24 protein-coding genes are annotated in these 19,382 nt (G+C 61.2%); 17 read left to right on the top strand and 7 right to left on the bottom strand.

Annotated elements, in window-relative coordinates; translation table 11 throughout:
- Positions 1–89 precede the first annotated feature (89 nt).
- The gene (locus tag FFI16_RS17415; protein WP_138816077.1) at positions 90–326 is read left to right on the top strand and encodes a glutaredoxin family protein; all 237 of its coding nucleotides are present in this window, start codon (positions 90–92) and stop codon (positions 324–326) included.
- Positions 327–375: 49 nt separating this feature from the next.
- On the opposite strand, the gene lysA is transcribed toward FFI16_RS17415, so the two are convergent.
- Positions 376–1,698, bottom strand: coding sequence for a diaminopimelate decarboxylase (gene lysA / locus FFI16_RS17410; RefSeq protein WP_138816076.1), 1,323 nt, complete (start codon positions 1,696–1,698; stop codon positions 376–378).
- A 165-nt stretch (positions 1,699–1,863) separates the two neighbouring features.
- Here lysA and FFI16_RS17405 point away from each other — a divergent pair, with 165 nt between their 5' ends.
- From FFI16_RS17405 to FFI16_RS17395, 3 genes are all read left to right on the top strand, one after another.
- Positions 1,864–2,775 (top strand): LysR family transcriptional regulator, encoded by a 912-nt coding sequence (locus FFI16_RS17405; RefSeq protein ID WP_058422857.1) that lies wholly within the window; start codon positions 1,864–1,866, stop codon positions 2,773–2,775.
- A 118-nt stretch (positions 2,776–2,893) separates the two neighbouring features.
- Positions 2,894–3,229 carry a hypothetical protein gene (locus FFI16_RS17400; RefSeq protein WP_003189932.1) on the top strand — a complete coding sequence of 112 codons (336 nt, stop codon included), beginning with the start codon at positions 2,894–2,896 and terminating at the stop codon, positions 3,227–3,229.
- 71 nt (positions 3,230–3,300) lie between these two features.
- On the top strand, positions 3,301–4,191 hold the full coding sequence (locus FFI16_RS17395; protein WP_138816075.1) for a pseudouridine synthase: 891 nt from the start codon (positions 3,301–3,303) through the stop codon (positions 4,189–4,191).
- A gap of 56 nt (positions 4,192–4,247) precedes the next feature.
- Here the strand turns inward: FFI16_RS17395 and FFI16_RS17390 are convergent, their stop codons facing one another.
- Together FFI16_RS17390 and mobA are read right to left on the bottom strand one after the other, a co-directional pair.
- Complete coding sequence (locus FFI16_RS17390; RefSeq protein WP_017136187.1) at positions 4,248–4,469, bottom strand: YgdI/YgdR family lipoprotein; 222 nt, start codon at positions 4,467–4,469, stop codon at positions 4,248–4,250.
- 79 nt (positions 4,470–4,548) lie between these two features.
- A complete protein-coding gene (gene mobA, locus FFI16_RS17385; RefSeq protein WP_138816074.1) occupies positions 4,549–5,151 on the bottom strand; it encodes a molybdenum cofactor guanylyltransferase MobA in 603 nt (200 codons plus the stop codon).
- A gap of 76 nt (positions 5,152–5,227) precedes the next feature.
- On the opposite strand from mobA, the gene moaB reads away from it, so the two are divergent.
- Together moaB and glp are read left to right on the top strand one after the other, a co-directional pair.
- The gene (gene moaB / locus FFI16_RS17380; protein ID WP_138816073.1) at positions 5,228–5,767 is read left to right on the top strand and encodes a molybdenum cofactor biosynthesis protein B; all 540 of its coding nucleotides are present in this window, start codon (positions 5,228–5,230) and stop codon (positions 5,765–5,767) included.
- 22 nt (positions 5,768–5,789) lie between these two features.
- Positions 5,790–6,977, top strand: a complete 1,188-nt coding sequence (glp, locus tag FFI16_RS17375) for a gephyrin-like molybdotransferase Glp (RefSeq protein WP_138817425.1) — start codon at positions 5,790–5,792, stop codon at positions 6,975–6,977.
- 118 nt (positions 6,978–7,095) lie between these two features.
- On the opposite strand, the gene FFI16_RS17365 is transcribed toward glp, so the two are convergent.
- The gene (locus FFI16_RS17365; protein ID WP_056857152.1) at positions 7,096–7,425 is read right to left on the bottom strand and encodes an EscU/YscU/HrcU family type III secretion system export apparatus switch protein; all 330 of its coding nucleotides are present in this window, start codon (positions 7,423–7,425) and stop codon (positions 7,096–7,098) included.
- A complete protein-coding gene (locus FFI16_RS17360) occupies positions 7,422–8,999 on the bottom strand; it encodes a flagellar hook-length control protein FliK (protein WP_138816072.1) in 1,578 nt (525 codons plus the stop codon). Before FFI16_RS17360 ends, FFI16_RS17365 begins: the two co-directional genes overlap by 4 nt.
- 200 nt (positions 9,000–9,199) lie before the next feature.
- On the opposite strand from FFI16_RS17360, the gene ccmA reads away from it, so the two are divergent.
- The 10 genes from ccmA (at position 9,200) to FFI16_RS17310 (ending at position 16,546) form a co-directional block, all read left to right on the top strand.
- Positions 9,200–9,835: a cytochrome c biogenesis heme-transporting ATPase CcmA gene (gene ccmA, locus FFI16_RS17355; protein WP_138816071.1), complete on the top strand. Its 636-nt coding sequence runs from the start codon at positions 9,200–9,202 to the stop codon at positions 9,833–9,835.
- Positions 9,832–10,500, top strand: a complete 669-nt coding sequence (gene ccmB / locus FFI16_RS17350; RefSeq protein WP_014717701.1) for a heme exporter protein CcmB — start codon at positions 9,832–9,834, stop codon at positions 10,498–10,500. Before ccmA ends, ccmB begins: the two co-directional genes overlap by 4 nt.
- An 85-nt stretch (positions 10,501–10,585) precedes the next feature.
- Positions 10,586–11,341 carry a heme ABC transporter permease gene (locus tag FFI16_RS17345; protein WP_138816070.1) on the top strand — a complete coding sequence of 252 codons (756 nt, stop codon included), beginning with the start codon at positions 10,586–10,588 and terminating at the stop codon, positions 11,339–11,341.
- Complete coding sequence (gene ccmD / locus FFI16_RS17340; protein WP_017136196.1) at positions 11,338–11,514, top strand: heme exporter protein CcmD; 177 nt, start codon at positions 11,338–11,340, stop codon at positions 11,512–11,514. The genes FFI16_RS17345 and ccmD overlap by 4 nt, the downstream gene beginning before the upstream one ends.
- Positions 11,511–11,966, top strand: coding sequence for a cytochrome c maturation protein CcmE (gene ccmE, locus FFI16_RS17335; RefSeq protein WP_017136197.1), 456 nt, complete (start codon positions 11,511–11,513; stop codon positions 11,964–11,966). The genes ccmD and ccmE overlap by 4 nt, the downstream gene beginning before the upstream one ends.
- A gap of 3 nt (positions 11,967–11,969) precedes the next feature.
- The gene (locus tag FFI16_RS17330; RefSeq protein ID WP_138816069.1) at positions 11,970–13,958 is read left to right on the top strand and encodes a heme lyase CcmF/NrfE family subunit; all 1,989 of its coding nucleotides are present in this window, start codon (positions 11,970–11,972) and stop codon (positions 13,956–13,958) included.
- Positions 13,955–14,491, top strand: coding sequence for a DsbE family thiol:disulfide interchange protein (locus FFI16_RS17325; protein ID WP_056857147.1), 537 nt, complete (start codon positions 13,955–13,957; stop codon positions 14,489–14,491). The genes FFI16_RS17330 and FFI16_RS17325 overlap by 4 nt, the downstream gene beginning before the upstream one ends.
- Positions 14,488–14,961: a cytochrome c-type biogenesis protein gene (locus FFI16_RS17320; protein WP_017136200.1), complete on the top strand. Its 474-nt coding sequence runs from the start codon at positions 14,488–14,490 to the stop codon at positions 14,959–14,961. Before FFI16_RS17325 ends, FFI16_RS17320 begins: the two co-directional genes overlap by 4 nt.
- Positions 14,954–16,138: a c-type cytochrome biogenesis protein CcmI gene (gene ccmI / locus FFI16_RS17315; RefSeq protein ID WP_138816068.1), complete on the top strand. Its 1,185-nt coding sequence runs from the start codon at positions 14,954–14,956 to the stop codon at positions 16,136–16,138. The genes FFI16_RS17320 and ccmI overlap by 8 nt, the downstream gene beginning before the upstream one ends.
- A gap of 15 nt (positions 16,139–16,153) precedes the next feature.
- On the top strand, positions 16,154–16,546 hold the full coding sequence (locus FFI16_RS17310; RefSeq protein ID WP_138816067.1) for a hypothetical protein: 393 nt from the start codon (positions 16,154–16,156) through the stop codon (positions 16,544–16,546).
- Positions 16,547–16,733: 187 nt separating this feature from the next.
- Here FFI16_RS17310 and FFI16_RS17300 read toward each other — a convergent pair whose 3' ends face one another.
- Entirely contained in the window at positions 16,734–17,918 is a 1,185-nt protein-coding gene (locus FFI16_RS17300) for an MFS transporter (RefSeq protein WP_138816066.1), read from the bottom strand.
- A 109-nt stretch (positions 17,919–18,027) separates the two neighbouring features.
- Between FFI16_RS17300 and FFI16_RS17295 the strand changes: the two genes are divergently transcribed.
- Positions 18,028–18,930, top strand: coding sequence for a LysR family transcriptional regulator (locus tag FFI16_RS17295; RefSeq protein ID WP_138816065.1), 903 nt, complete (start codon positions 18,028–18,030; stop codon positions 18,928–18,930).
- Between the two features lie 121 nt (positions 18,931–19,051).
- Here FFI16_RS17295 and FFI16_RS17290 read toward each other — a convergent pair whose 3' ends face one another.
- Positions 19,052–19,327 (bottom strand): DUF6124 family protein, encoded by a 276-nt coding sequence (locus tag FFI16_RS17290; protein WP_017136205.1) that lies wholly within the window; start codon positions 19,325–19,327, stop codon positions 19,052–19,054.
- Positions 19,328–19,382: the final 55 nt, after the last annotated feature.

Below are 19,382 nucleotides of genomic sequence, written 5' to 3'. Positions count from 1 at the left end.
TCGGCTGCCTGGCAACCGGCTGGCCCGCTCGCCTCAGCCAGGTGGGTGGGCTTAGAATGATTGCCTGCTTTTGATCGGGTCGATTCGCCATGCTTCCTGAATGCCAGTTGTTCAGCACCCTGGGTTGCCATCTTTGTGAGCTTGCTGAAGCCGAAATCATGCCGCTCGTCGAGGGCGGGTTGCTGGTGGAGTTGGTGGATATCACCGACCCTGATGACCTCACTGAAGTTTACGGGCTGCGGATCCCAGTGCTTCGGCGCTTGGATACGGGGGCGGAGCTGGATTGGCCGTTCGAGACCAAACAGGTGGTCAACTTCCTTAAATAGCGTGAGCCCGGTGGCTTGCTGACCACCAGGCTTTGGTTGTTCAAGCTGTTTAAGTGTTCTCTAGACCGCATCGCTCATGCGCGATCAAGTCATCGTGGGATTCGCGCAGCCGTATCAATTTGGTGTGTGTTCCCTCCACCAGCACCTCTGGCGGGCGCCCGCGAGAGTTGTATTGGCTGGCCATGCTCATCCCATAAGCACCGCATGAGAAAATCGCCAATAAATTTCCGCCTTCCAGTACGGGCAAGGGGCGACCTAAAGCGAAGTAATCGCCGGTTTCACAAATGGGGCCGACAATGTCGATATCTTCCAAAGGCGCGGCGCCCGCCGTACGGGCGCTCTCGCTCAATGCTGCCCAATGGCCGGAAAACTCGCCAAATCGGGTTGGCCAGATGACGTGATTGGCGCCATACAAAGTGGGGCGCAGCAGGACGTTCATCCCCGCATCAACAATGGCAATCTTGCGATCCCAGCCTTGTTTGATGTATTCGACCGTGGTGATTAATACGCCCGCGTTCGCGCTGATCGAACGGCCCGGCTCAATGATGAAGTGCAGGCCACGGCTTTTCAGTTCTTGCAAGCGCGCACCAATAAGCGCTCCCGTTTCAGTGAGTGAACAGACGGGATTGCTTTCGGTGCCGTATTGCGCTGGAAACCCACCGCCGATGTTGATGAACTCAATCGGGCAGTCAGCGGCCTGGAGCTGGTTGACCATTGCTTCAATCTTGTCGATGGCAGACAAGTAGGTGTGGGCCGATGGGATCGGGGACCCGAGATGGATATGAATGCCAACGACATCGACGCTTGCGTAACGCGTTGGGGTAAACAGTTCATAGGCGCGTTCAATCGGTATGCCAAATTTTGTCTGACGGCCGCCGGTGGCCGTTTTCTCATGGGTACCTGCATCAGCCACATCCGGATTGACCCGAACGGCCACCTTTACCCGCTTGCCGGCCGCCGCTGCTATCGCATCCAGGCGCAGCAGCTCTGCCTCGGACTCCACATTAAAAAGGAATACGCCCACGTCAACGGCATAGCTGATTTCTTCGTGGGACTTGCCCACTCCCGCAAAAACTATCTTGTCTGCGGTCACGCCTGCCGTCAGTGCCCGGTAGAGTTCACCGCCACTGACCACATCGAGGCCGGAACCTTGATCGACCAACAGCTTGAGGATGCTGAGATTGCTGCAGCTTTTAACCGAGAAACAAATCAACGGCGACAGCGCAGAAAATGCGTTTTGCAGTACGGCATAGTGATCTTTCAGCGTCTGTGCTGAATAGAGATAAACAGGGCTGCCGTGCTCTTCGACAATGGTGCGTACATCCACTTGTTCTGCATGTAAATGGCCGTTGATGAAATTAAAGTGGTCCATCTGCCTACCTCGATTGGATGACTCCGAATAAACGCACTGACAACTTTCTCAGTGCAGACAATGGAAGTGTGCATGGCGAAAAAACAAACGAAAAATATCTAAACAATGGGGGTCTATTCATTTCTGATATGCTTTTTCCCATTCAATTCAGCATGTGGGTTGCCCATGAATTTCAGTTTTCGCCACGTGGAAGTGTTCTGGGCGGTCATGACCACCGGCAGCGCAACCGCTGCCGCAGCGCTCCTGCATACTTCGCAGCCGACGATCAGTCGCGAGCTCAGTCGCTTTGAAACCTTGACTCAGTTGACGCTGTTCAAACGCGCAGGCGCAAAACTGGTTCCCACTGAACATGGCCTGATGCTTTTCGATGAAGTTCAGCGCAGCTATGTGGGTCTGGCGCGCGTCAAGAACGCTGCTGAGGCGATCCGGCACTTTCGCCAGGGGCAAATTTCGCTGACCTGCCAGCCGGCGTTTTCGAATGCCTTGCTGCCGCAGGTGTGCCAGGATTTTTGTAATAAATTCCCGGGTGTCAGCATTAATGTCACGCCGCAGGAGTCTCCCGCGCTGGAAGAGTCGCTGACGGCTCAGCGTTATCATTTGGGGCTCACCGAGACCCTTGAAACGCCACCTGGAACCTACAGCGAAACCTTGTTAAACCTTGATGTGGTGTGTGTCTTGCCGTCTCACCACGTGCTCAATGCAAAAGCGGTCCTCACACCAGAGGATTTCAATGGGCAAAATTTTGTTTACCTGGCGGCGGATGACCCTTACAGGATCAAAACCGACGCGATTTTTCACCAGGCGGGCATTGAAAGACGGCTGGTGGTGGAAACGCATAGCGCCAGTGCTGTGTGCGCGACCGTAAACCTGGGTGTCGGCGTTGCAATCGTCAATCCACTCACCGCCCTGGACTATGTGGGCAGAGGTTTGCAGATCCGCCGTTTTTCCCATTCGATTTCTTACTGTGTGAGTGTTGTGCGGCCGCTGCACCGTCCGGAATCGTCCAACGTCGTTCACTTTGTGGAGGTGCTGCGCAGCAATTGTCAGCGCATCAGTGCTCAGTTGCAGAACCTCTGAGCAGGCTCGCCGGGTGTGCTCTGCCGAGCTTGATCGCACAGGCGCGTTTTCGCGATGGCGAGTTTCCAAATATTGCGTTACTGTATGTTTGTACAGCGATTGAATAGAGGGAACGCCCGTGGTGAATGTTGAACAACTGAAAAGCAGCGTCAATCGCATGTCCGCCGACGTCGTGCGCGACGCGGTGAACGAGCTGCGCCTCGACGGCCTGGTCACGGAAGGCAAGACGCCGTTTAACAAAGTGCATTTCAATACCTGCTTTGCTGAAATCGAGGCGTTGTTCCAGCGCGCCGGTTATCACAAGCAGCTGGATGTGGTGGGTTACCAGGGCTTGTTGTACGCGCTCTACGATCCTGGCCGCTGGGAAGCGGTGGATGTGTTGCGTTGGCTCAAGGAGTTCACCGAGGCGGCCAGTGCTTCGCCGGTATTGCGGGCGCAATTGGCCAAGGCCTGAGATCCGCCCTAGGCTCAATCGTGCTCCATGCGGGATAATGCCAGCCGGTTTATTCAGGTTTCGAGCATTGCATGTCCACATCCGGTTTCTCTGCGTCCCAGCATCAAGCCAGCACCTTGTACCTGCCGCCCGGCCCCTGGGCGACGGTGCTCGACTGCCTGTGCGAGCACTTCCCGGCGATTGGCCGCGAGCAGTGGCTGGACCGCATCGCCCGTGGCCGCGTCTTGGACATCAATGGCCAGCCAATCAGCCTGGACCTCGCCTACAAGGAAGGCCTGTGCATTTATTATTTCCGCGAAGTGCCGAATGAGAAGGTGATCCCGGTTCAGGAAACCATCCTGTACGCCGATGAGCACTTGGTGGTGGCCGACAAACCGCACTTTCTGCCGGTGACCCCGGCCGGTGAATACGTCGAGCAAACCTTGTTGCGCCGCCTGATACGCAGCCTGGACAACCCCGCGCTGGTGCCTTTGCATCGTATTGATCGGCACACGGCGGGGCTGGTGCTGTTCTCGGCCAACCCGCAAACCCGGTCGGCGTATCAACAGCTGTTCCCCACGCGGCGCATCGATAAATTCTACGAAGCCATTGCCCCGGCCTTGCCCAACTTGACCTTTCCGCTGGTGCATAAAAGCCGCCTGGTCGATGGCGAACCGTTCTTTCGCATGCAGGAACGGCCGGGCGTCAGCAACACCGAAACGGCGGTGCAAGTGCTCGAGAAAAATGGCGATCTGTGGCGCTATGGTCTGTTCCCCGTGACCGGCAAGAAGCACCAGTTGCGTGTACACATGACCGCGCTGGGGGCGAGTATCTGCAACGACCCGTTCTACCCCGACGTGCTCAAGGATGCCGAGGACGACTACGCCAACCCGCTCAAATTGCTGGCCCAGGGCGTGCGTTTTATCGACCCGGTGACCGGCGAACAACGCGATTTTCGCAGCCGCATCACCCTCGACTGGTAACCGCCAGAAACGACAAGGCCCGCACATGGCGGGCCTTGTGGGCAAGCGCTTAAGACTTACAGGTCTTTAACGGTGCGAACCTGATCCTTGTTGATGCGGGTCTGCTTGCCGTCAAGTTGTTCGAACTCGTAGAAGCCCGAAGCCTTGTCGTATTTAGGGGTGTCGACGGCCTGGATTTCGCGACCGTCATTCAGGGTGATCACTGTAGGCGAAGCGCAACCGGCAAGAGTGGCGAGGCCCAGTGCAAGCATGAGAGCGGCGATGGTCCGTTGAGTCATGAGTTTGTCTCCAAGAGAATTCTTTTAAATTGCTGACCTTGTGACGCGCATGGCGTCGACAAAGTTCCTTGTGCGAGGTTCATTTTGACACGCCGGACCCAGGGTGCAACAGCTCGGGTGTATTCAGGTTGGCCAGGCGTGGGTCGCCAGCTTGGCATTCCAGGCCCACACCGCCCAACTGCAGGAAGATCTTGCGCGGGCTGCGCTCACCGGCGTCCCATGCCTGTTCTACCTGGGTTTTGAGGTGGGTGGGGATGATGCAGATCAAGGGTTCCCAGAATTCACCATGGCGAACCATCACCGGCAGCTGCGGGTTGCGGCGTGCCGCCTCACACAAATCGCCCAACAGTCCTACATCGATGTTGGGGACGTCACACGGCAGTATCAGCAAATGCGCATGGTGCGCGGCGGCCAGGCCCGCGCGGATGCCCGCCAGCGGGCCGGGGAAATCCGGGCTGTCGTCGCTCACCAACTGGTCGGCATACGGCGCGTATTGCTCATGGTTGCGGTTGCACGAGATGATCAAGTCATCGGTCAGCGGGCGCGTCAGGCGCTGCAAATGTGCAACCAGCGGTTGGCCGTGCCAGGGCAGCAGGCCTTTGTCCTGGCCGCCCATACGTTGGCCACGACCACCGGCCAGCAGCAGGATCGAACAGGGCAGGGGCAAAGAATCAAGCGACATGGTGGTTCCGCTGCGGCAGGCAAATAGGGGCCTGTGATATAACATCGGGCTGTTCATTCGACAACCGGACCAAGCCATGAAAGCCAAGGCTGATGCGCCCTTCGTACCCCTCAATATCGCTGTGCTGACCGTCAGCGACACCCGCACCCTGGACACCGACACCTCCGGCCAGGTCTTCGTCGATCGCCTGACCGCTGCCGGCCACAACCTGGCCGAGCGTGTGCTGCTCAAGGACGACCTGTACAAAATCCGCGCCCAGGTCGCCCACTGGATCGCCGAAGACGTGGTGCAAGTGGTGCTGATCACTGGCGGCACCGGCTTCACCGGCCGCGACAGCACGCCCGAAGCCGTCAGTTGCCTGCTGGACAAGCTCGTCGATGGTTTTGGCGAACTGTTCCGCCAGATCTCCGTGGCCGATATCGGCACCTCCACCGTGCAATCACGCGCCCTGGCCGGCCTGGCGAATGGCACGCTGGTCTGCTGCCTGCCGGGTTCGACCAACGCCGTGCGCACGGGCTGGGATGGCATCCTCGCCGAACAGCTGGATAACCGTCACCGCCCGTGCAACTTTGTGCCGCACCTGAAGCAGGCCGAACCCTGCGAATCCCGTGGATAAGCCTGGCAAGTCCGGTGCACTGATGCCGGTGGAACAAGCGCTGCAGCAACTACTGGACATGGCTGAAGCAACGCCGATTCGCGAGCACGACGTGCAGCCCTTGGCCGAGTGTGATGGCCGCGTATTGGCGCAAGATTTGGTCTCCACCCTCGACCTGCCGCCCTGGCCGAATAGCGCCATGGACGGCTACGCCTTGCGCCTGTCGGACTGGACCGGCGAGCCGCTGCCCGTCAGCCAGCGCATCTTCGCCGGCCAGGCCCCGCAGCCACTGGCGGCCGGCACCTGCGCGCGCATCTTTACCGGCGCGCCTGTGCCCGAAGGCGCCGATTGCGTGGAGATGCAGGAAAACGCCGTGGTCCATGCCGACCACCGCGTGAGCTTCACCGAGCGCTTGCAGGCCGGCCAGAACATCCGTCCCCAAGGCCAGGAAACCACGGTTGGCGAGTTGGTGTTAAACGCAGGCACCCGGCTTGGCCCGATAGAGCTGGGCCTGGCCGCCTCCCTCGGGCATGCCTGTTTAAGTGTGGTGCGCCGGGTACGCGTGGCCGTGCTGTCCACCGGCGACGAACTCATTGAACCCGGCCTGCCGCTGGGGCCGGGGCAGATCTACAACAGCAACCGGCGTGTGTTGTGCAGTTGGCTTGTGCGCATGGGCTGTGAAGTGATCGATGCCGGGATTCTTCCGGATGACCTGGAAAAGACCCGCACACGCCTGGCCAGCCTTGGCAGTGTCGACCTGATCCTGTCCACCGGCGGTGTCTCGGTAGGCGAGGCGGACTTCCTCGGCATCGCCCTGCGCGAAGAGGGCGAACTGGCCCTGTGGAAGCTTGCGATCAAGCCAGGCAAACCGCTGACCTTCGGGCACTTTCGCGGTGTGCCGGTGATCGGCTTGCCCGGCAACCCGGCGTCGACCCTGGTGACCTTTGCACTGCTGGCCCGGCCTTATCTGCTGCGCCGCCAGGGCGTGCAAGATGTGGCGCCGCTGCGGTTTGAAGTGCCGGTGGGGTTTGTATGGCCCCGGCCGGGTAACCGTCGCGAGTACCTGCGTGGTCGTATCGAGCAGGGCCGGGCGATTATCTACCGCAACCAGAGCTCCGGCGTGCTGCGCAGCGCGGCGTGGGCCGAAGGGTTTGTGGAGGTGTTGGAGGGCACGACACTCGAGATTGGCGACCGCGTCAATTTCATTCCCTTGAGTGAAGTCCTGAACTGACAATAGAGACCGACTGTGGGAGCTGGCTTGCCTGCGATGCAGACACCTCGGTACATCAGGTACACCGAGTTGATGCTATCGCAGGCAAGCCAGCTCCCACATTTGGATTTGTGTGTAGCTAGTAATCATCCCCGCGCTCAGTCACATCCCGCTCCACCGGCTCGGCATTCGGGTCATAGCCCACCGGGAATTTACCCTTGAGCGTCCACGCAAACGCAATAATCTCGGCCACTGTGCGGTACAACTCCTCCGGGATGCTGTCGCCCAATTCCATACGCGCCAGCAGCTTCACCAGTTCGGCATTCTCATAGATCGGCACCTCATTTTCCCGCGCCAACTTCAAAATGGCTTCGGCCAAGGCATCGTCGCCTTTGGCCGTCAGGGTTGGCGCTTGCTGGCCGTCGTACTTGAGGGCAATCGCCTGGCGTGGCGGAAGGGAGTTTTTCATGCGGTTTCATCCACCCAGCGTTGCTCCAATCCGGTTCGTGGCCCGCGTGGCGGCGTGCCGAGGTGGCAGTCCAGGTCGCCGACATTGATACCCGAAGTCACCAGACGCTCGCGCAAACTGCCCAAATGGCTTTCGATCAGGCTGGCGGTAAACGGGCGCGAGGCCCACAGCTGGCTGGACAATTTGCCCTGGGTCAGTTGTGCCTGCACCTGCAACGGCCCCAGCGGCTCCATGTCGAAGGCCAGCTCGACGCGCCAGAGCATTTGCTTGGGGTCTTTCTTGTCCTTGCGCTCCGGTTGGTCCTTGTCCGGCGGCGGTTCTTCACGCTGGAACTTGACCTGCAACGGCACAATGTCCTGCAAGGTGCGCATGGGGATTTCCAGCTGCCAGGTGGTTTGCAGCCGGCCATCGGCGGTGGTGCCGGTTTGCTCCAGGCTCGATAGCTGGTGGCTTTGCAGCCGGGAAATGGCCCCGGCGGCCAGGCGCAGCAGGTTTTCCAGGTCGCCTTCGCCTGCCAGCTTGGCCATCAGCCGGTCCGGCAGCGGAAACCCTGCCGGGGCTTGCCGTGCGCCGATCTGGCCGAGGGTGCTGAGCGGGTTACGCACGAAATTGGGCAGTACCTGGGCCAGCGTATTGGCGGCGAGGATGGCATTCAGATTCGTCGCGGCGGGCAGGGTCGGCAGCAAATCGGCAACCAGGCGCAGCAGCGCGCCCTTCATGTCCAGAGGCGGAATCTGCGGATTTTGCCCGGCCAACAATTTGGCCTCAAGAAACACCCCGCTGTTTTGTACCAGCTGCGCCAGCACCTTGGGGTTGCTGACTTGCGCCAGGTCGGGCAGGGCGTTGAGCAAGCGCGCGGCGGCGGCGCGCAGGTCGCTGGTGGTGGTGTCGTCGGCAGGCAGGCTTTGCAGCGCGGTGAACAACACATCCAGCGAGCCTTGGCGACTTTGCTGGGTCGACAGCTGTTGCGCCACGGCCAACTGATCCTTGAGCCCGCTCAACGGCACGAAATTCAGGCTTTGCGCGTTCTGCACCACGGCGCTGAGCAAGCTGCCGACCCGCAGCGGCTGCGGGCTTTCCAGGCTCAACGTGGTACCGGCAAGGGCGTTATTGAGCACGCTGACCAGTGAGCGATAGATCGCCGGTTGCGCCGTGCCTTGCGGCAGCATCTGAGTGGTCAGCACCTTGGCCTGCAACAGCGTGCCCACCGGCATCTGTGTGATGTCGATGCGGGTGAGGGCGGCCACGTTGGCGCTCAAGGCTTGCTGCAAGCTGATGGTCAGGTTGCCGGTCGGTGTCTGGCTGACGGCCACGTTGCTGCCCAGCGGCAACGGCTGGGCACTGCTGGCCTGTACCAAGGTCTGGCGCCCGCCTTCGAGGGTCAACTTGAGCAACAGCTGAAACGCATCGCCGCCTTGTTTAAGTGCAATCACCTCGGCGTTGACGGTTTTCCCGGGGTCGATCAGGCCGGTCTGCGGCTCCAGCAGTTTCAACAACTCGCCGGTCGGCGGCAGCGGGGCAGGCCCGGGCGTCGGTGCTGGCGGCAGCGTAGGAAGGTTGATCTCACCGGTCATCGTGCGCGTCGTCTCTGGGGAAATTGCCCTCTTTAGAGTAGGGCATCACATGTATAATGCCGCCCGTCTGCAAAGAGAGCGGTAAAAACCTCACAACTATTTGATCCAGCTCTCTAAAATCGGTCGCCAAAGCCGTTATTGTGCATTTCTCTATAACGGCCGCTGCACCGCCGACTTGAACCGTAAAGGCCCGCGATCTTTTGACCAGCCCTCTTCTAGAAGCCGTAGCGCTTGCCTGTGAACGCGACCTGCGCCTGCTGTTCGAACATCTCGAACTGCGGCTGGCGGGCGGCGACATGGTGCAGATCAGCGGCCCCAACGGCAGCGGCAAGACCAGTTTGCTGCGCCTGCTGGCCGGGTTGATGCAACCGACGGCCGGTGAGGTTCGACTCAACGGCAAGCCCCTCAACGAACAACGCACCGAGCTTGCGCGCAACCTGATCTGGATCGGCCACGCCGCCGGCATCAAGGACGTGCTCACGCCGGAAGAAAACCTCAGCTGGCTCAGCGCCCTGCATCATCCGGCGCCCCGCGATGCCATCTGGCAGGCACTGGCCGCCGTCGGCCTCAAGGGTTTCGAAGACGTGCCTTGTCACACCTTGTCCGCCGGCCAGCAGCGCCGCGTGGCGCTGGCACGTTTGTATCTGCCTGGCCCGCCGCTGTGGATTCTCGACGAACCCTTCACCGCCCTCGACAAACAAGGCGTCGCCCAGCTCGAAGAGCACCTGGCCCAGCACTGTGAACAGGGCGGTTTAGTTGTGCTCACCACCCATCACAGCCTGGCCCGTATGCCCGCCGGTTACCGCGACCTGGATTTAGGGCGGTGGTCGGCATGAGTGTGTTCGCACTGTTAGTTGCCCGTGAAGCCCGCCTGTTGTGCCGTCGCCCGGCCGAATTGGCCAACCCATTGGTATTTTTCGCCATCGTCATCGCGCTGTTCCCGCTGGCAGTCGGCCCCGAGACTAAACTGTTGCAAACCTTGTCCCCAGGATTGGTGTGGGTAGCGGCGCTTTTATCGGTCCTGCTCTCGCTGGACGGGCTGTTTCGCAGTGATTTCGAAGACGGTTCCCTCGAACAGTGGGTCCTTTCGTCGCACCCCTTGCCACTTCTGGTACTGGCCAAGGTGCTGGCACACTGGGTTTTTTCCGGCTTGGCGCTAGTATTGCTCTCGCCGCTGCTGGCGATGATGCTCGGCTTGCCCGTCGAGTGCCTGCCGGTGTTGCTCCTGTCCTTGTTACTCGGTACGCCGGTGCTCAGCCTGTTGGGGGCGGTGGGCGCAGCGTTGACCGTCGGTTTGAAGCGGGGTGGCCTGTTGCTGGCCCTGCTGATTCTGCCTTTGTACATCCCGGTGTTGATCCTGGGCAGCGGTGCCTTGCAGGCCGCGCTCATGGGCATGCCGGCGACCGGTTACCTCCTGTGGCTTGGCAGCCTGACCGCCCTGGCGGTAACCCTGACACCCTTTGCTATAGCGGCTGGCCTGAAGATCAGCGTCGGCGAATAATGAGGTCTGGCCTAGTGTTATGTCTTGGCCAGTAAAGACCCTGAGCTTTGCGCAATGACGCACAGCCACCGTGATGGAAACAGCAATGAACTGGACCTGGTTTCACAAGCTCGGCTCGCCCAAATGGTTTTACGGCATCAGCGGCAAGCTGCTGCCGTGGTTGAGCGTCGCCGCCATTTTGCTGATCGGCATCGGCCTGGTCTGGGGCCTGGCCTTCGCGCCGCCGGACTACCAGCAAGGCAACAGCTTTCGCATCATCTATATCCACGTGCCCGCCGCCATGCTGGCCCAATCCTGCTATGTGATGCTGGCCGTGTGCGGCATCGTCGGCCTGGTGTGGAAGATGAAACTGGCCGACGTCGCCTTGCAATGCGCCGCGCCCATCGGCGCGTGGATGACCGCCGTGGCGCTGGTCACCGGCGCGATCTGGGGCAAACCGACCTGGGGTTCATGGTGGGTGTGGGACGCGCGGCTCACTTCCATGCTGATCCTGCTGTTCCTGTACTTCGGCCTCATCGCCCTGGGCAACGCGATCAGCAACCGCGACAGCGCGGCCAAGGCCTGCGCGGTGCTGGCCATCGTCGGCGTGATCAACATCCCGATCATCAAGTACTCGGTGGAGTGGTGGAACACCCTGCACCAGGGCGCCACCTTTACTCTCACCGAAAAACCGGCGATGCCCGTGGAAATGTGGGCGCCGCTGCTGCTGATGGTGCTGGGGTTCTACTGCTTCTTTGGCGCCGTATTGCTGATGCGCATGCGCCTCGAAGTGCTCAAGCGTGAAGCCCGCACCAGCTGGGTCAAGGCCGAAGTGCAAAGCAGCCTGGGAGCCCGCGCATGAACTTCAACTCGTTCAGTGAATTTCTCGCCATGGGCCATCACGGTCTGTATGTCTGGACGGCCTATGGCATCTGCCTGGCGGTGCTGGCCCTTAACGTCGCCGCGCCGATCCTGGCCCGCAAGCGTTACCTGCAACAAGAGGCGCGTCGTTTGCGCCGGGAGACCGATAAGTGAATCCGCTGCGTAGAAAGCGTCTGTTGATCATCCTCGCCATCATGGCCGGCGTCGGCATTGCCGTGACCCTGGCCCTGAGCGCCTTGCAGCAGAACATCAACCTGTTCTACACCCCGACCCAGATCGCCAATGGCGAAGCGCCTGTGGACACGCGCATCCGTGCCGGCGGCATGGTCGAGAAGGGCTCCTTGAAGCGTTCCGGTGATTCCCTCGACGTGACCTTTGTGGTCACCGACTTCAACAAAGCCGTGACCATCACCTATCGCGGCATCCTCCCGGACCTGTTCCGTGAAGGCCAAGGCATCGTCGCCCTGGGCAAACTCAACGCCGACGGCGTGGTGGTGGCCGATGAAGTGCTGGCCAAGCACGATGAGAAATACATGCCGCCGGAAGTGACCAAGGCGTTGAAAGACAGCGGCCAATCGGCCCCAGCACCTGCCAAGGAGGGCTAAGCCATGACGTCCGCACTGTTTATTCCGGAGTTGGGCCAGTTGGCGATGATCCTCGCCCTGTGCTTCGCCATCGTCCAGGCCGTGGTGCCATTACTCGGCGCCTGGCGCGGCGACCGCTTGTGGATGAGCCTGGCGCAGCCGGCCGCCTGGGGCCAGTTTGCCTTTTTGGTGTTCGCCTTTGGCTGCCTGACCTATGCCTTTATGACCGACGACTTTTCCGTCGCCTACGTCGCCAATAACTCCAACAGCGCGCTGCCTTGGTACTACAAGTTCAGCGCCGTGTGGGGCGCCCACGAAGGTTCATTGCTGCTGTGGGCGTTGATCCTCGGCGGCTGGACCTTTGCCGTGTCGGTGTTCTCGCGGCAACTGCCGCAAGTCATGCTGGCCCGCGTGTTGGCGGTGATGGGCATGATCAGCATCGGCTTCCTGCTGTTTTTGATCATGACCTCCAACCCGTTCACGCGCATCCTGCCGCAGATCCCGGCGAACGGGCATGACCTCAACCCGTTGCTGCAAGACATTGGCCTGATCGTGCACCCGCCGATGCTTTATATGGGCTACGTCGGTTTCTCCGTGGCCTTTGCGTTTGCCATCGCCGCCTTGCTCGGCGGGCGCCTCGATGCGGCCTGGGCGCGCTGGTCGCGGCCATGGACCATCGTCGCCTGGGCGTTTCTCGGTATCGGTATCACCCTCGGTTCGTGGTGGGCCTACTACGAACTTGGCTGGGGCGGCTGGTGGTTCTGGGACCCGGTAGAAAACGCCTCGTTCATGCCTTGGCTGGTCGGCACCGCGCTGATTCACTCGCTGGCGGTCACCGAAAAACGCGGCGTGTTCAAAAGCTGGACCGTGTTGCTGGCCATCGCCGCATTCTCCCTCAGCCTGCTGGGTACTTTCCTGGTGCGTTCGGGCGTGCTGACCTCGGTGCATGCGTTTGCGTCCGACCCGGAGCGCGGCGTGTTCATCCTGATCTTCCTGCTGTTTGTAGTCGGCGGCTCGCTGACCCTGTTTGCGTTGCGCGCGCCGGTGGTCAAGAGCCAGGTCGGCTTCAACCTGTGGTCGCGAGAAACCCTGCTGCTGGGCAATAACCTGGTGTTGGTGGTGGCCGCGTCGATGATCCTGCTCGGCACCCTGTACCCCTTGGTGCTGGACGCGCTGAGCGGCGCCAAGCTGTCCGTCGGCCCGCCGTACTTCAACGCGTTGTTTATCCCGTTGATGGGCCTGTTGATGGTGGTGATGGCGGTCGGCGTGCTGGTGCGCTGGAAAGACACACCGGTCAAATGGCTGGCTGGCATGTTGATGCCTGTGCTGCTCGGCAGTGTGGCGTTGGCGGTGATCGCTGGTTTCGCTTATGGCGACTTCAACTGGGCGGTGCTCGCCACTTTCCTGCTGGCTGCATGGGTATTGCTGGCCGGCGTGCGCGATATTGTCGACAAGACCCGTCACAAAGGCCTGATCAAAGGCTTGCCGACATTGACCCGCAGCTACTGGGGTATGCAGGTCGCCCACATCGGCATCGCCGTGTGCGCCCTCGGCGTGGTGCTGTCCAGCCAGAACAGCGCCGAGCGCGACCTGCGCCTGGCGCCGGGTGAGTCCATGGACCTGGCCGGTTACCACTTCATCTTCGAAGGCGCCAAGCACTTCGAAGGCCCGAACTTCACGTCCGACAAAGGCACGGTGCGTGTGGTGCGCAACGGCAAGGAAGTGGCAGTGCTGCACCCGGAAAAACGCCTGTACACCGTGCAAAGTTCGATGATGACCGAAGCCGGTATCGACGCCGGTTTCACCCGCGACCTGTATGTGGCGCTGGGTGAGCCGTTGGGCGACGGCGCCTGGGCGGTGCGCGTGCATGTAAAACCGTTCGTGCGCTGGATCTGGTTCGGCGGTTTGCTCACCGGTTTCGGCGGGTTACTCGCCGCGCTGGACCGGCGTTATCGGGTCAAGGTCAAAAGCCGGGTGCGTGAAGCCCTCGGCCTGCAAGGAGCGGCGGCATGAAGCGTTGGTTGATGGTGTTACCGCTGGCGGCCTTTCTGGTGATGGCAGTGTTTTTATACCGTGGTTTGTACCTGGACCCAGCCGAGTTGCCTTCGGCGATGATCGGCAAACAATTCCCGGCGTTCAGCCTGCCGACGGTACAGGGCGATAAAACCCTGACCCAGGCCGACCTGCTGGGCAAACCGGCGCTGGTCAACGTGTGGGGCACCTGGTGCATCTCCTGCCGCGTCGAGCACCCGGTGCTCAACAAGTTGGCCGAGCAGGGCGTGGTGATCTACGGCATCAACTACAAGGACGACAATGCGGCAGCCTTGAAGTGGCTGGCCGAATTTCACAACCCGTACCAACTGGATATTCGCGATGAGGACGGCAACCTCGGCCTTAACCTCGGCGTGTACGGCGCGCCGGAAACCTTCTTTATCGATGCCAAGGGCGTGATCCGCGACAAGTACGTCGGCGTGATCGACGAAGTGGTGTGGCGCGAGCAACTGGCCGCCAAGTACCAGGCATTGGTCGATGAGGCCAAGCCATGAAGCGTCTGTTAGCCGCCGCTGTTTTGGCACTTGGATTGGTCGGCGTCGCCCATGCGGCCATCGACACCTACGAGTTCGCCAAGGACGGTGATCGCGAGCGTTTTCGCGAACTGACCAAGGAACTGCGCTGCCCCAAGTGCCAGAACCAGGACATTGCCGACTCCAACGCCCCGATCGCCGCCGACTTGCGCAAAGAAATCTTCCGCATGTTGGGGGAGGGCAAGGACAACCAGCAGATCATCGACTTCATGGTCGACCGCTACGGTGATTTCGTGCGCTACAAACCGGCCCTCACCGGTAAGACCGCGCTGCTCTGGTTCGGCCCCGCCGGGCTGTTGCTGGCCGGTGTGGTGGTGATGGCCGTGATCGTGCGCCGCCGCCGCGCCGCGCCGACTGATGGTTCCGATGCGCTCTCCCCGGATGAACGCAAACGCCTCGACCAATTGCTGGACACCAAGACTGATGATTGATTTTTGGCTCGCAGCAGGGTTGCTGCTCCTGATTGCCCTGAGTTTCCTGTTGATCCCTGTGTTGCGCGGCCGCCGTGCCCAGCGTGAAGAGGACCGCACCGCACTGAACGTGGCGCTCTACCAGGAACGCGTGGCCGAGCTGCAAGTGCAGCAGGACGAAGGCGTACTGAATGCCGCGCAACTCGACACCGGCCGTGCCGAGGCTGCGCGTGAGTTGCTGGCCGACACCGAAGGCGTAGAAAAGCCTCGCGAATCGCGCCTGGGCAAACCGCTGCCGTTGTTGGCGGCGTTTCTCGTGCCGGTCCTGGGCGTTGCGCTGTACCTGCATTACGGGGCGAGCGACAAGGTCGAACTGACCCGCGAATTTTCCCAGCCGCCCGTGTCGATGCAAGACATGACCCAGCGCCTGGAGCGCGCCGCCGCCGCCCAGCCGGACTCGGCGGAAGGCTTGTACTTCCTCGGCCGCGCCTACATGGCTCAGGACCGTTCCGCGGATGCCGCGAAAATCTTCGAACGCACCGTCGCACTCGCCGGTCGCCAGCCCGAACTGCTCGGCCAGTGGGCGCAGGCGCAGTACTTTGCCGACAACAAACAATGGTCGCCCAAGGTGCAGGCGCTGACCGATGAAGCCTTGAAGCTGGACCCCAAAGAAGTCACCAGCCTCGGCCTGCTGGGTATCGCCGCCTTTGAAGGCCAGCGTTATCAGGAAGCCATCGATTACTGGAACCGGCTGTTGGCGCAGTTGCCAGCGGAAGACAACTCCCGAGTCGCGCTGCAAGGCGGTATCGACCGCGCGGCCGAGAAACTCAAGGAAAGCGGTGGCACGGTTGCGGCAAAAACCGTGATGAAAGTGCGTGTGGACCTGGCACCCGAGGTGAAGGCCAAAGCCCTGCCCACCGACAGTGTGTTTATCTTCGCCCGTGCGGTAAACGGCCCGCCGGCGCCGTTGGCGGCCAAGCGCGTCACCGTGGCTGAACTGCCGGTCACCGTCGAACTGGGCGATGCGGACGCAATGATGCCGCAGTTGAAACTGTCGAACTTCCCCGAAGTCCAACTGGTTGCGCGCATATCCCGGGCCGGTCAACCTACCACTGGCGAGTGGATCGGCCGCAGCCAACCTTTGGCCAGCAGCACCACTGCGCTGCAGCAGCTGACCATCGACACTCCGGACAAATAATTCGAGGAAACGCCTATGACCGCATTTGCACGCATCACCCTGCTCAGCCTGGTACTCGGCTTGAGCGCTTGTGCGGTCCACCGGCCTCCCGCGCCCACCGGCCCGACCATCCCGCCGTCTGGCCCGGCGACCCAGCCAAGCACCCAGCCTTCCGGCCCGGTAACGCCGCCGCCGAAACCGGTGCCAAGCAAATCGCCCACCTTCGCCCCACCACCGGGTGCCGCCAGCCACTGGGACGGCAAGATGCAGGTGTATGTGCTGGACGAGCAGCCTGACACCTTCTACCGCCAGCGCACCTACTACCGCTGGAGCAACGGCTGGAGCCGCTCCATCAGCCCGAACGGGCCGTGGGAAGACACCGACGTACACGGCGTGCCGCCGGGCTTGAGCAAGCAGTACGCGCAATAACAAAAGGCGACCTTTGAAAGGTCGCCTTTTTCTTACCTTTGAAATACATCCCTCCAAACACTGAAGATCAACTGTGGGAGCGGGCTTGCTCGCGAAAGCGGTGTGTCAGTCACTGAAAATGTTGGCTGATGCACCGCATTCGCGAGCAAGCCCGCTCCCACATTTTGATCTTCATTCGGCCTGATGCTTACGCCAGTTCATGAATGCGGCGCGGCGCACCGAGCCAGTGAATCACCCCAGCCAACACCCCCAACACCACCCCAAACTCCACAATCCCCACCCAACCAAACTGCGCCATCAGCCAGCCACTCACCGTTGCCCCAACCGCTCCACCCACAAAAGTCGCGGTCATATACAAACTGTTAATCCGCCCCTGGGCCTTGGGGTCCACCGCAAACGCTCGCGTCTGATTCGCCACCAACCCGGCCTGCACACCGATATCCAGCACAATCACCCCCATCACCAGCAAGATCAATGACGTCTGCGCTCCCGCCAGCAGCAAGAACGCCAAGGTCACAATCCCCACGCTGGCGCCAATCACCTTGCGACAACCCAGCTTGTCCGCCGCCCGCCCGCCATACGACGCCGCAAACGCACCCACCGCGCCGATAATCCCGAAACCACCGGCCCAGGCACTGCCCAGCTGCCACGGCCCATTGGCCAGCAACCCGGCCAAATTCACCCAAAACGCGTTGAAGCACGCCCACAACAACGCCTGCACCATCATCGATTGCCGAATCGGGCTGTTATCGCGCATCAACGGCCACAGCGAAGCCAGCAGGCGAGGGTAGGACAAATTGGTACTCGGCACGCCCGGCGGCAGCAGCCTGGCTGCGATGAACCACACCGGGATCATGAACGCTGCCTCCATGGCATACACCGCCCGCCAGCCATACGCTTCACCGACCACACCGCTGATGGTGCGCCCAAGCAAAATCCCTAACATGATCCCGCTGACCACCGTGCCCACATTGCGCCCGCGTTCGTGGGGCTGCGACATCACCGCCGCAAAGGGCACCAACTGCTGCGGCACGCAACACACCACGCCCAGGCCGAACGAGGCGCCGATCAACGCCCAAATGCTTGGCGCAAAGGCCGCGGTCAAGGCAAAGCAGAACGCCAGCGCAATCTGTCCGAGTACCAGCTTGCGCCGGTCAAAGCGGTCGCCCATGGGCAGTAAAAATGCCAACCCAGTGGCGAACCCCAGCAAGGCCGCGCCCGCCACCAGGTTGACCGTCGACACCGCCACGCCCATGTCCGAGGCAATCAACGGCAGCACCGGCTGGGTGCAGTAAATGTTGGTGACCACCGCGCCGGCGATCACCGCCATCATGATGATCTTGCCTCGCGGCGGTGCATTCTCGGATGTCATGGCGTTTGCCTCATGTCGCTGGGGATGAGTCGCCAACCTTACGCAGTCGCGTTTATGTCGATAATCCCCTAGGATCGGGAATCATCCTTCCATAATTTGATAGGGCGTTATGAACCGTCTTGAATCGATGTCGGTGTTTGTCGCGGTGGTGGAGGCGGGCAGCCTGTCGGCGGCTGCGCGCCAGTTGGGCATGCCGCTGGCCACCGTCAGCCGTAAAGTCGCGGAACTGGAAGCTCACCTCAAATCTCGACTGCTGCACCGCACCACGCGCCAGCTGTCGCTCACGGACGTGGGCGCTTCCTATCTGGCGGCGTGCCGGCGGATTCTCGAAGAGATAGGCGAAGCCGAACGGGCCGCCACCGGTGAATATGCCGTGCCCAAAGGCGAGCTCACGGTGACCGCGCCCATCGTGTTCGGGCGCCTGCATATCGTGCCGGTGGTGGCTGAGTTTCTGGCGCAATACCCCGAGATCAGCGTCAACCTGATGCTCACCGACCGCGTAGTGCACCTGATGGAAGAACAGCGCGATGTGGCCGTGCGCATTGGCGAACTGCCGGACAGTTCGCTCAAGGCGGTGCGGGTTGGCACGGTGCGGCGGGTGGTGTGTGCCAGTCCCCACTATCTGCAAACCCATGGCGAACCGACCACGCCGCAGGCGCTGACGGACCACAGTTGCATCACCTTTGAAGTGCTGTCCTCGGTGGGCGCGTGGGTGTTTGGGGCGGGTAAAGTGCAACAGAACGTGCCCGTGCATTCGCGGCTGTCGGTGAACACCGCGGAAGCGGCGATCACGGCGGCAACGCTGGATGTTGGCGTGATTCGGGTGCTGTCGTATCAAGTGGCGGACGCAGTGCAAAAGGGTGATTTACAGGTGGTGCTGCAGCCCTACGAATCAGCGGCGTTGCCGATCAGCCTGGTGCACAAAGGGCAGGCGCCATTGCCGCTGAAGGTGCGCGCCTTCCTGGATTTCGTCACCCCGCGACTGCGTGCGCGTGACGCAAATATCCCCTGATGTACGCGGACGCAATGTGGGAGCTGGCTTGCCTGCGATAGCGGTGTATCAGCTACCCATCTGCCAACTGACCCACCGCCATCGCAGGCAAGCCAGCTCCCACACTAAATCGCCTCAGCCATCAGGCCACGGGGCACTCCCGATTCAGCGCTTGATCCACCAGCAGCTGCGCAATCTCAACCATTTGCACCACCGCCAGCACCTGCTTGCGGCTTGAGCCGTCCAAATGCTCGGCACAGTCGTAGGCACACACCGTCGCCGATTCCAGCATCTCGCTGGCATTGCTCAAGGCTACTTCAGTGCTGAGGCCGGGGCGGACGGTGAAGATGAGGTTGGGTGGGGTTTGTGGGGTGTCATCCGAGGTGGATGGCGGAGGGTTAGGCGTGACTTTTTTCATGGTGTTACTCCTGGAGTTAAAGGAGTCGCCACGATCACTTCCACATGATTGGGTG

The sequence above is a fragment of the Pseudomonas sp. KBS0710 genome (genome assembly GCF_005938045.2).
Taxonomy (GTDB): Bacteria; Pseudomonadota; Gammaproteobacteria; order Pseudomonadales; family Pseudomonadaceae; genus Aquipseudomonas.
This window is presented reverse-complemented; position numbering and strand designations above follow the sequence as displayed.

Excerpts from the sequence above, each read along its gene's own strand:
- FFI16_RS17320 (WP_017136200.1), top strand. The coding sequence starts at position 14,488 with ATGAAGCGTCTGTTAGCCGCCGCTGTTTTGGCACTTGGATTGGTCGGC.
- FFI16_RS17300 (WP_138816066.1), bottom strand. The coding sequence starts at position 17,918 with ATGACATCCGAGAATGCACCGCCGCGAGGCAAGATCATCATGATGGCG.
- ccmB (WP_014717701.1), top strand. The coding sequence starts at position 9,832 with ATGAGTGTGTTCGCACTGTTAGTTGCCCGTGAAGCCCGCCTGTTGTGC.
- FFI16_RS17310 (WP_138816067.1), top strand. The coding sequence starts at position 16,154 with ATGACCGCATTTGCACGCATCACCCTGCTCAGCCTGGTACTCGGCTTG.
- FFI16_RS17325 (WP_056857147.1), top strand. The coding sequence starts at position 13,955 with ATGAAGCGTTGGTTGATGGTGTTACCGCTGGCGGCCTTTCTGGTGATG.
- FFI16_RS17390 (WP_017136187.1), bottom strand. The coding sequence starts at position 4,469 with ATGACTCAACGGACCATCGCCGCTCTCATGCTTGCACTGGGCCTCGCC.
- FFI16_RS17405 (WP_058422857.1), top strand. The coding sequence starts at position 1,864 with ATGAATTTCAGTTTTCGCCACGTGGAAGTGTTCTGGGCGGTCATGACC.
- FFI16_RS17395 (WP_138816075.1), top strand. The coding sequence starts at position 3,301 with ATGTCCACATCCGGTTTCTCTGCGTCCCAGCATCAAGCCAGCACCTTG.
- FFI16_RS17330 (WP_138816069.1), top strand. The coding sequence starts at position 11,970 with ATGACGTCCGCACTGTTTATTCCGGAGTTGGGCCAGTTGGCGATGATC.
- glp (WP_138817425.1), top strand. The coding sequence starts at position 5,790 with ATGCCGGTGGAACAAGCGCTGCAGCAACTACTGGACATGGCTGAAGCA.
- ccmI (WP_138816068.1), top strand. The coding sequence starts at position 14,954 with ATGATTGATTTTTGGCTCGCAGCAGGGTTGCTGCTCCTGATTGCCCTG.
- FFI16_RS17365 (WP_056857152.1), bottom strand. The coding sequence starts at position 7,425 with ATGAAAAACTCCCTTCCGCCACGCCAGGCGATTGCCCTCAAGTACGAC.
- ccmD (WP_017136196.1), top strand. The coding sequence starts at position 11,338 with ATGAACTTCAACTCGTTCAGTGAATTTCTCGCCATGGGCCATCACGGT.
- mobA (WP_138816074.1), bottom strand. The coding sequence starts at position 5,151 with ATGTCGCTTGATTCTTTGCCCCTGCCCTGTTCGATCCTGCTGCTGGCC.
- moaB (WP_138816073.1), top strand. The coding sequence starts at position 5,228 with ATGAAAGCCAAGGCTGATGCGCCCTTCGTACCCCTCAATATCGCTGTG.
- lysA (WP_138816076.1), bottom strand. The coding sequence starts at position 1,698 with ATGGACCACTTTAATTTCATCAACGGCCATTTACATGCAGAACAAGTG.
- FFI16_RS17295 (WP_138816065.1), top strand. The coding sequence starts at position 18,028 with ATGAACCGTCTTGAATCGATGTCGGTGTTTGTCGCGGTGGTGGAGGCG.
- FFI16_RS17415 (WP_138816077.1), top strand. The coding sequence starts at position 90 with ATGCTTCCTGAATGCCAGTTGTTCAGCACCCTGGGTTGCCATCTTTGT.
- FFI16_RS17345 (WP_138816070.1), top strand. The coding sequence starts at position 10,586 with ATGAACTGGACCTGGTTTCACAAGCTCGGCTCGCCCAAATGGTTTTAC.
- FFI16_RS17290 (WP_017136205.1), bottom strand. The coding sequence starts at position 19,327 with ATGAAAAAAGTCACGCCTAACCCTCCGCCATCCACCTCGGATGACACC.
- FFI16_RS17360 (WP_138816072.1), bottom strand. The coding sequence starts at position 8,999 with ATGACCGGTGAGATCAACCTTCCTACGCTGCCGCCAGCACCGACGCCC.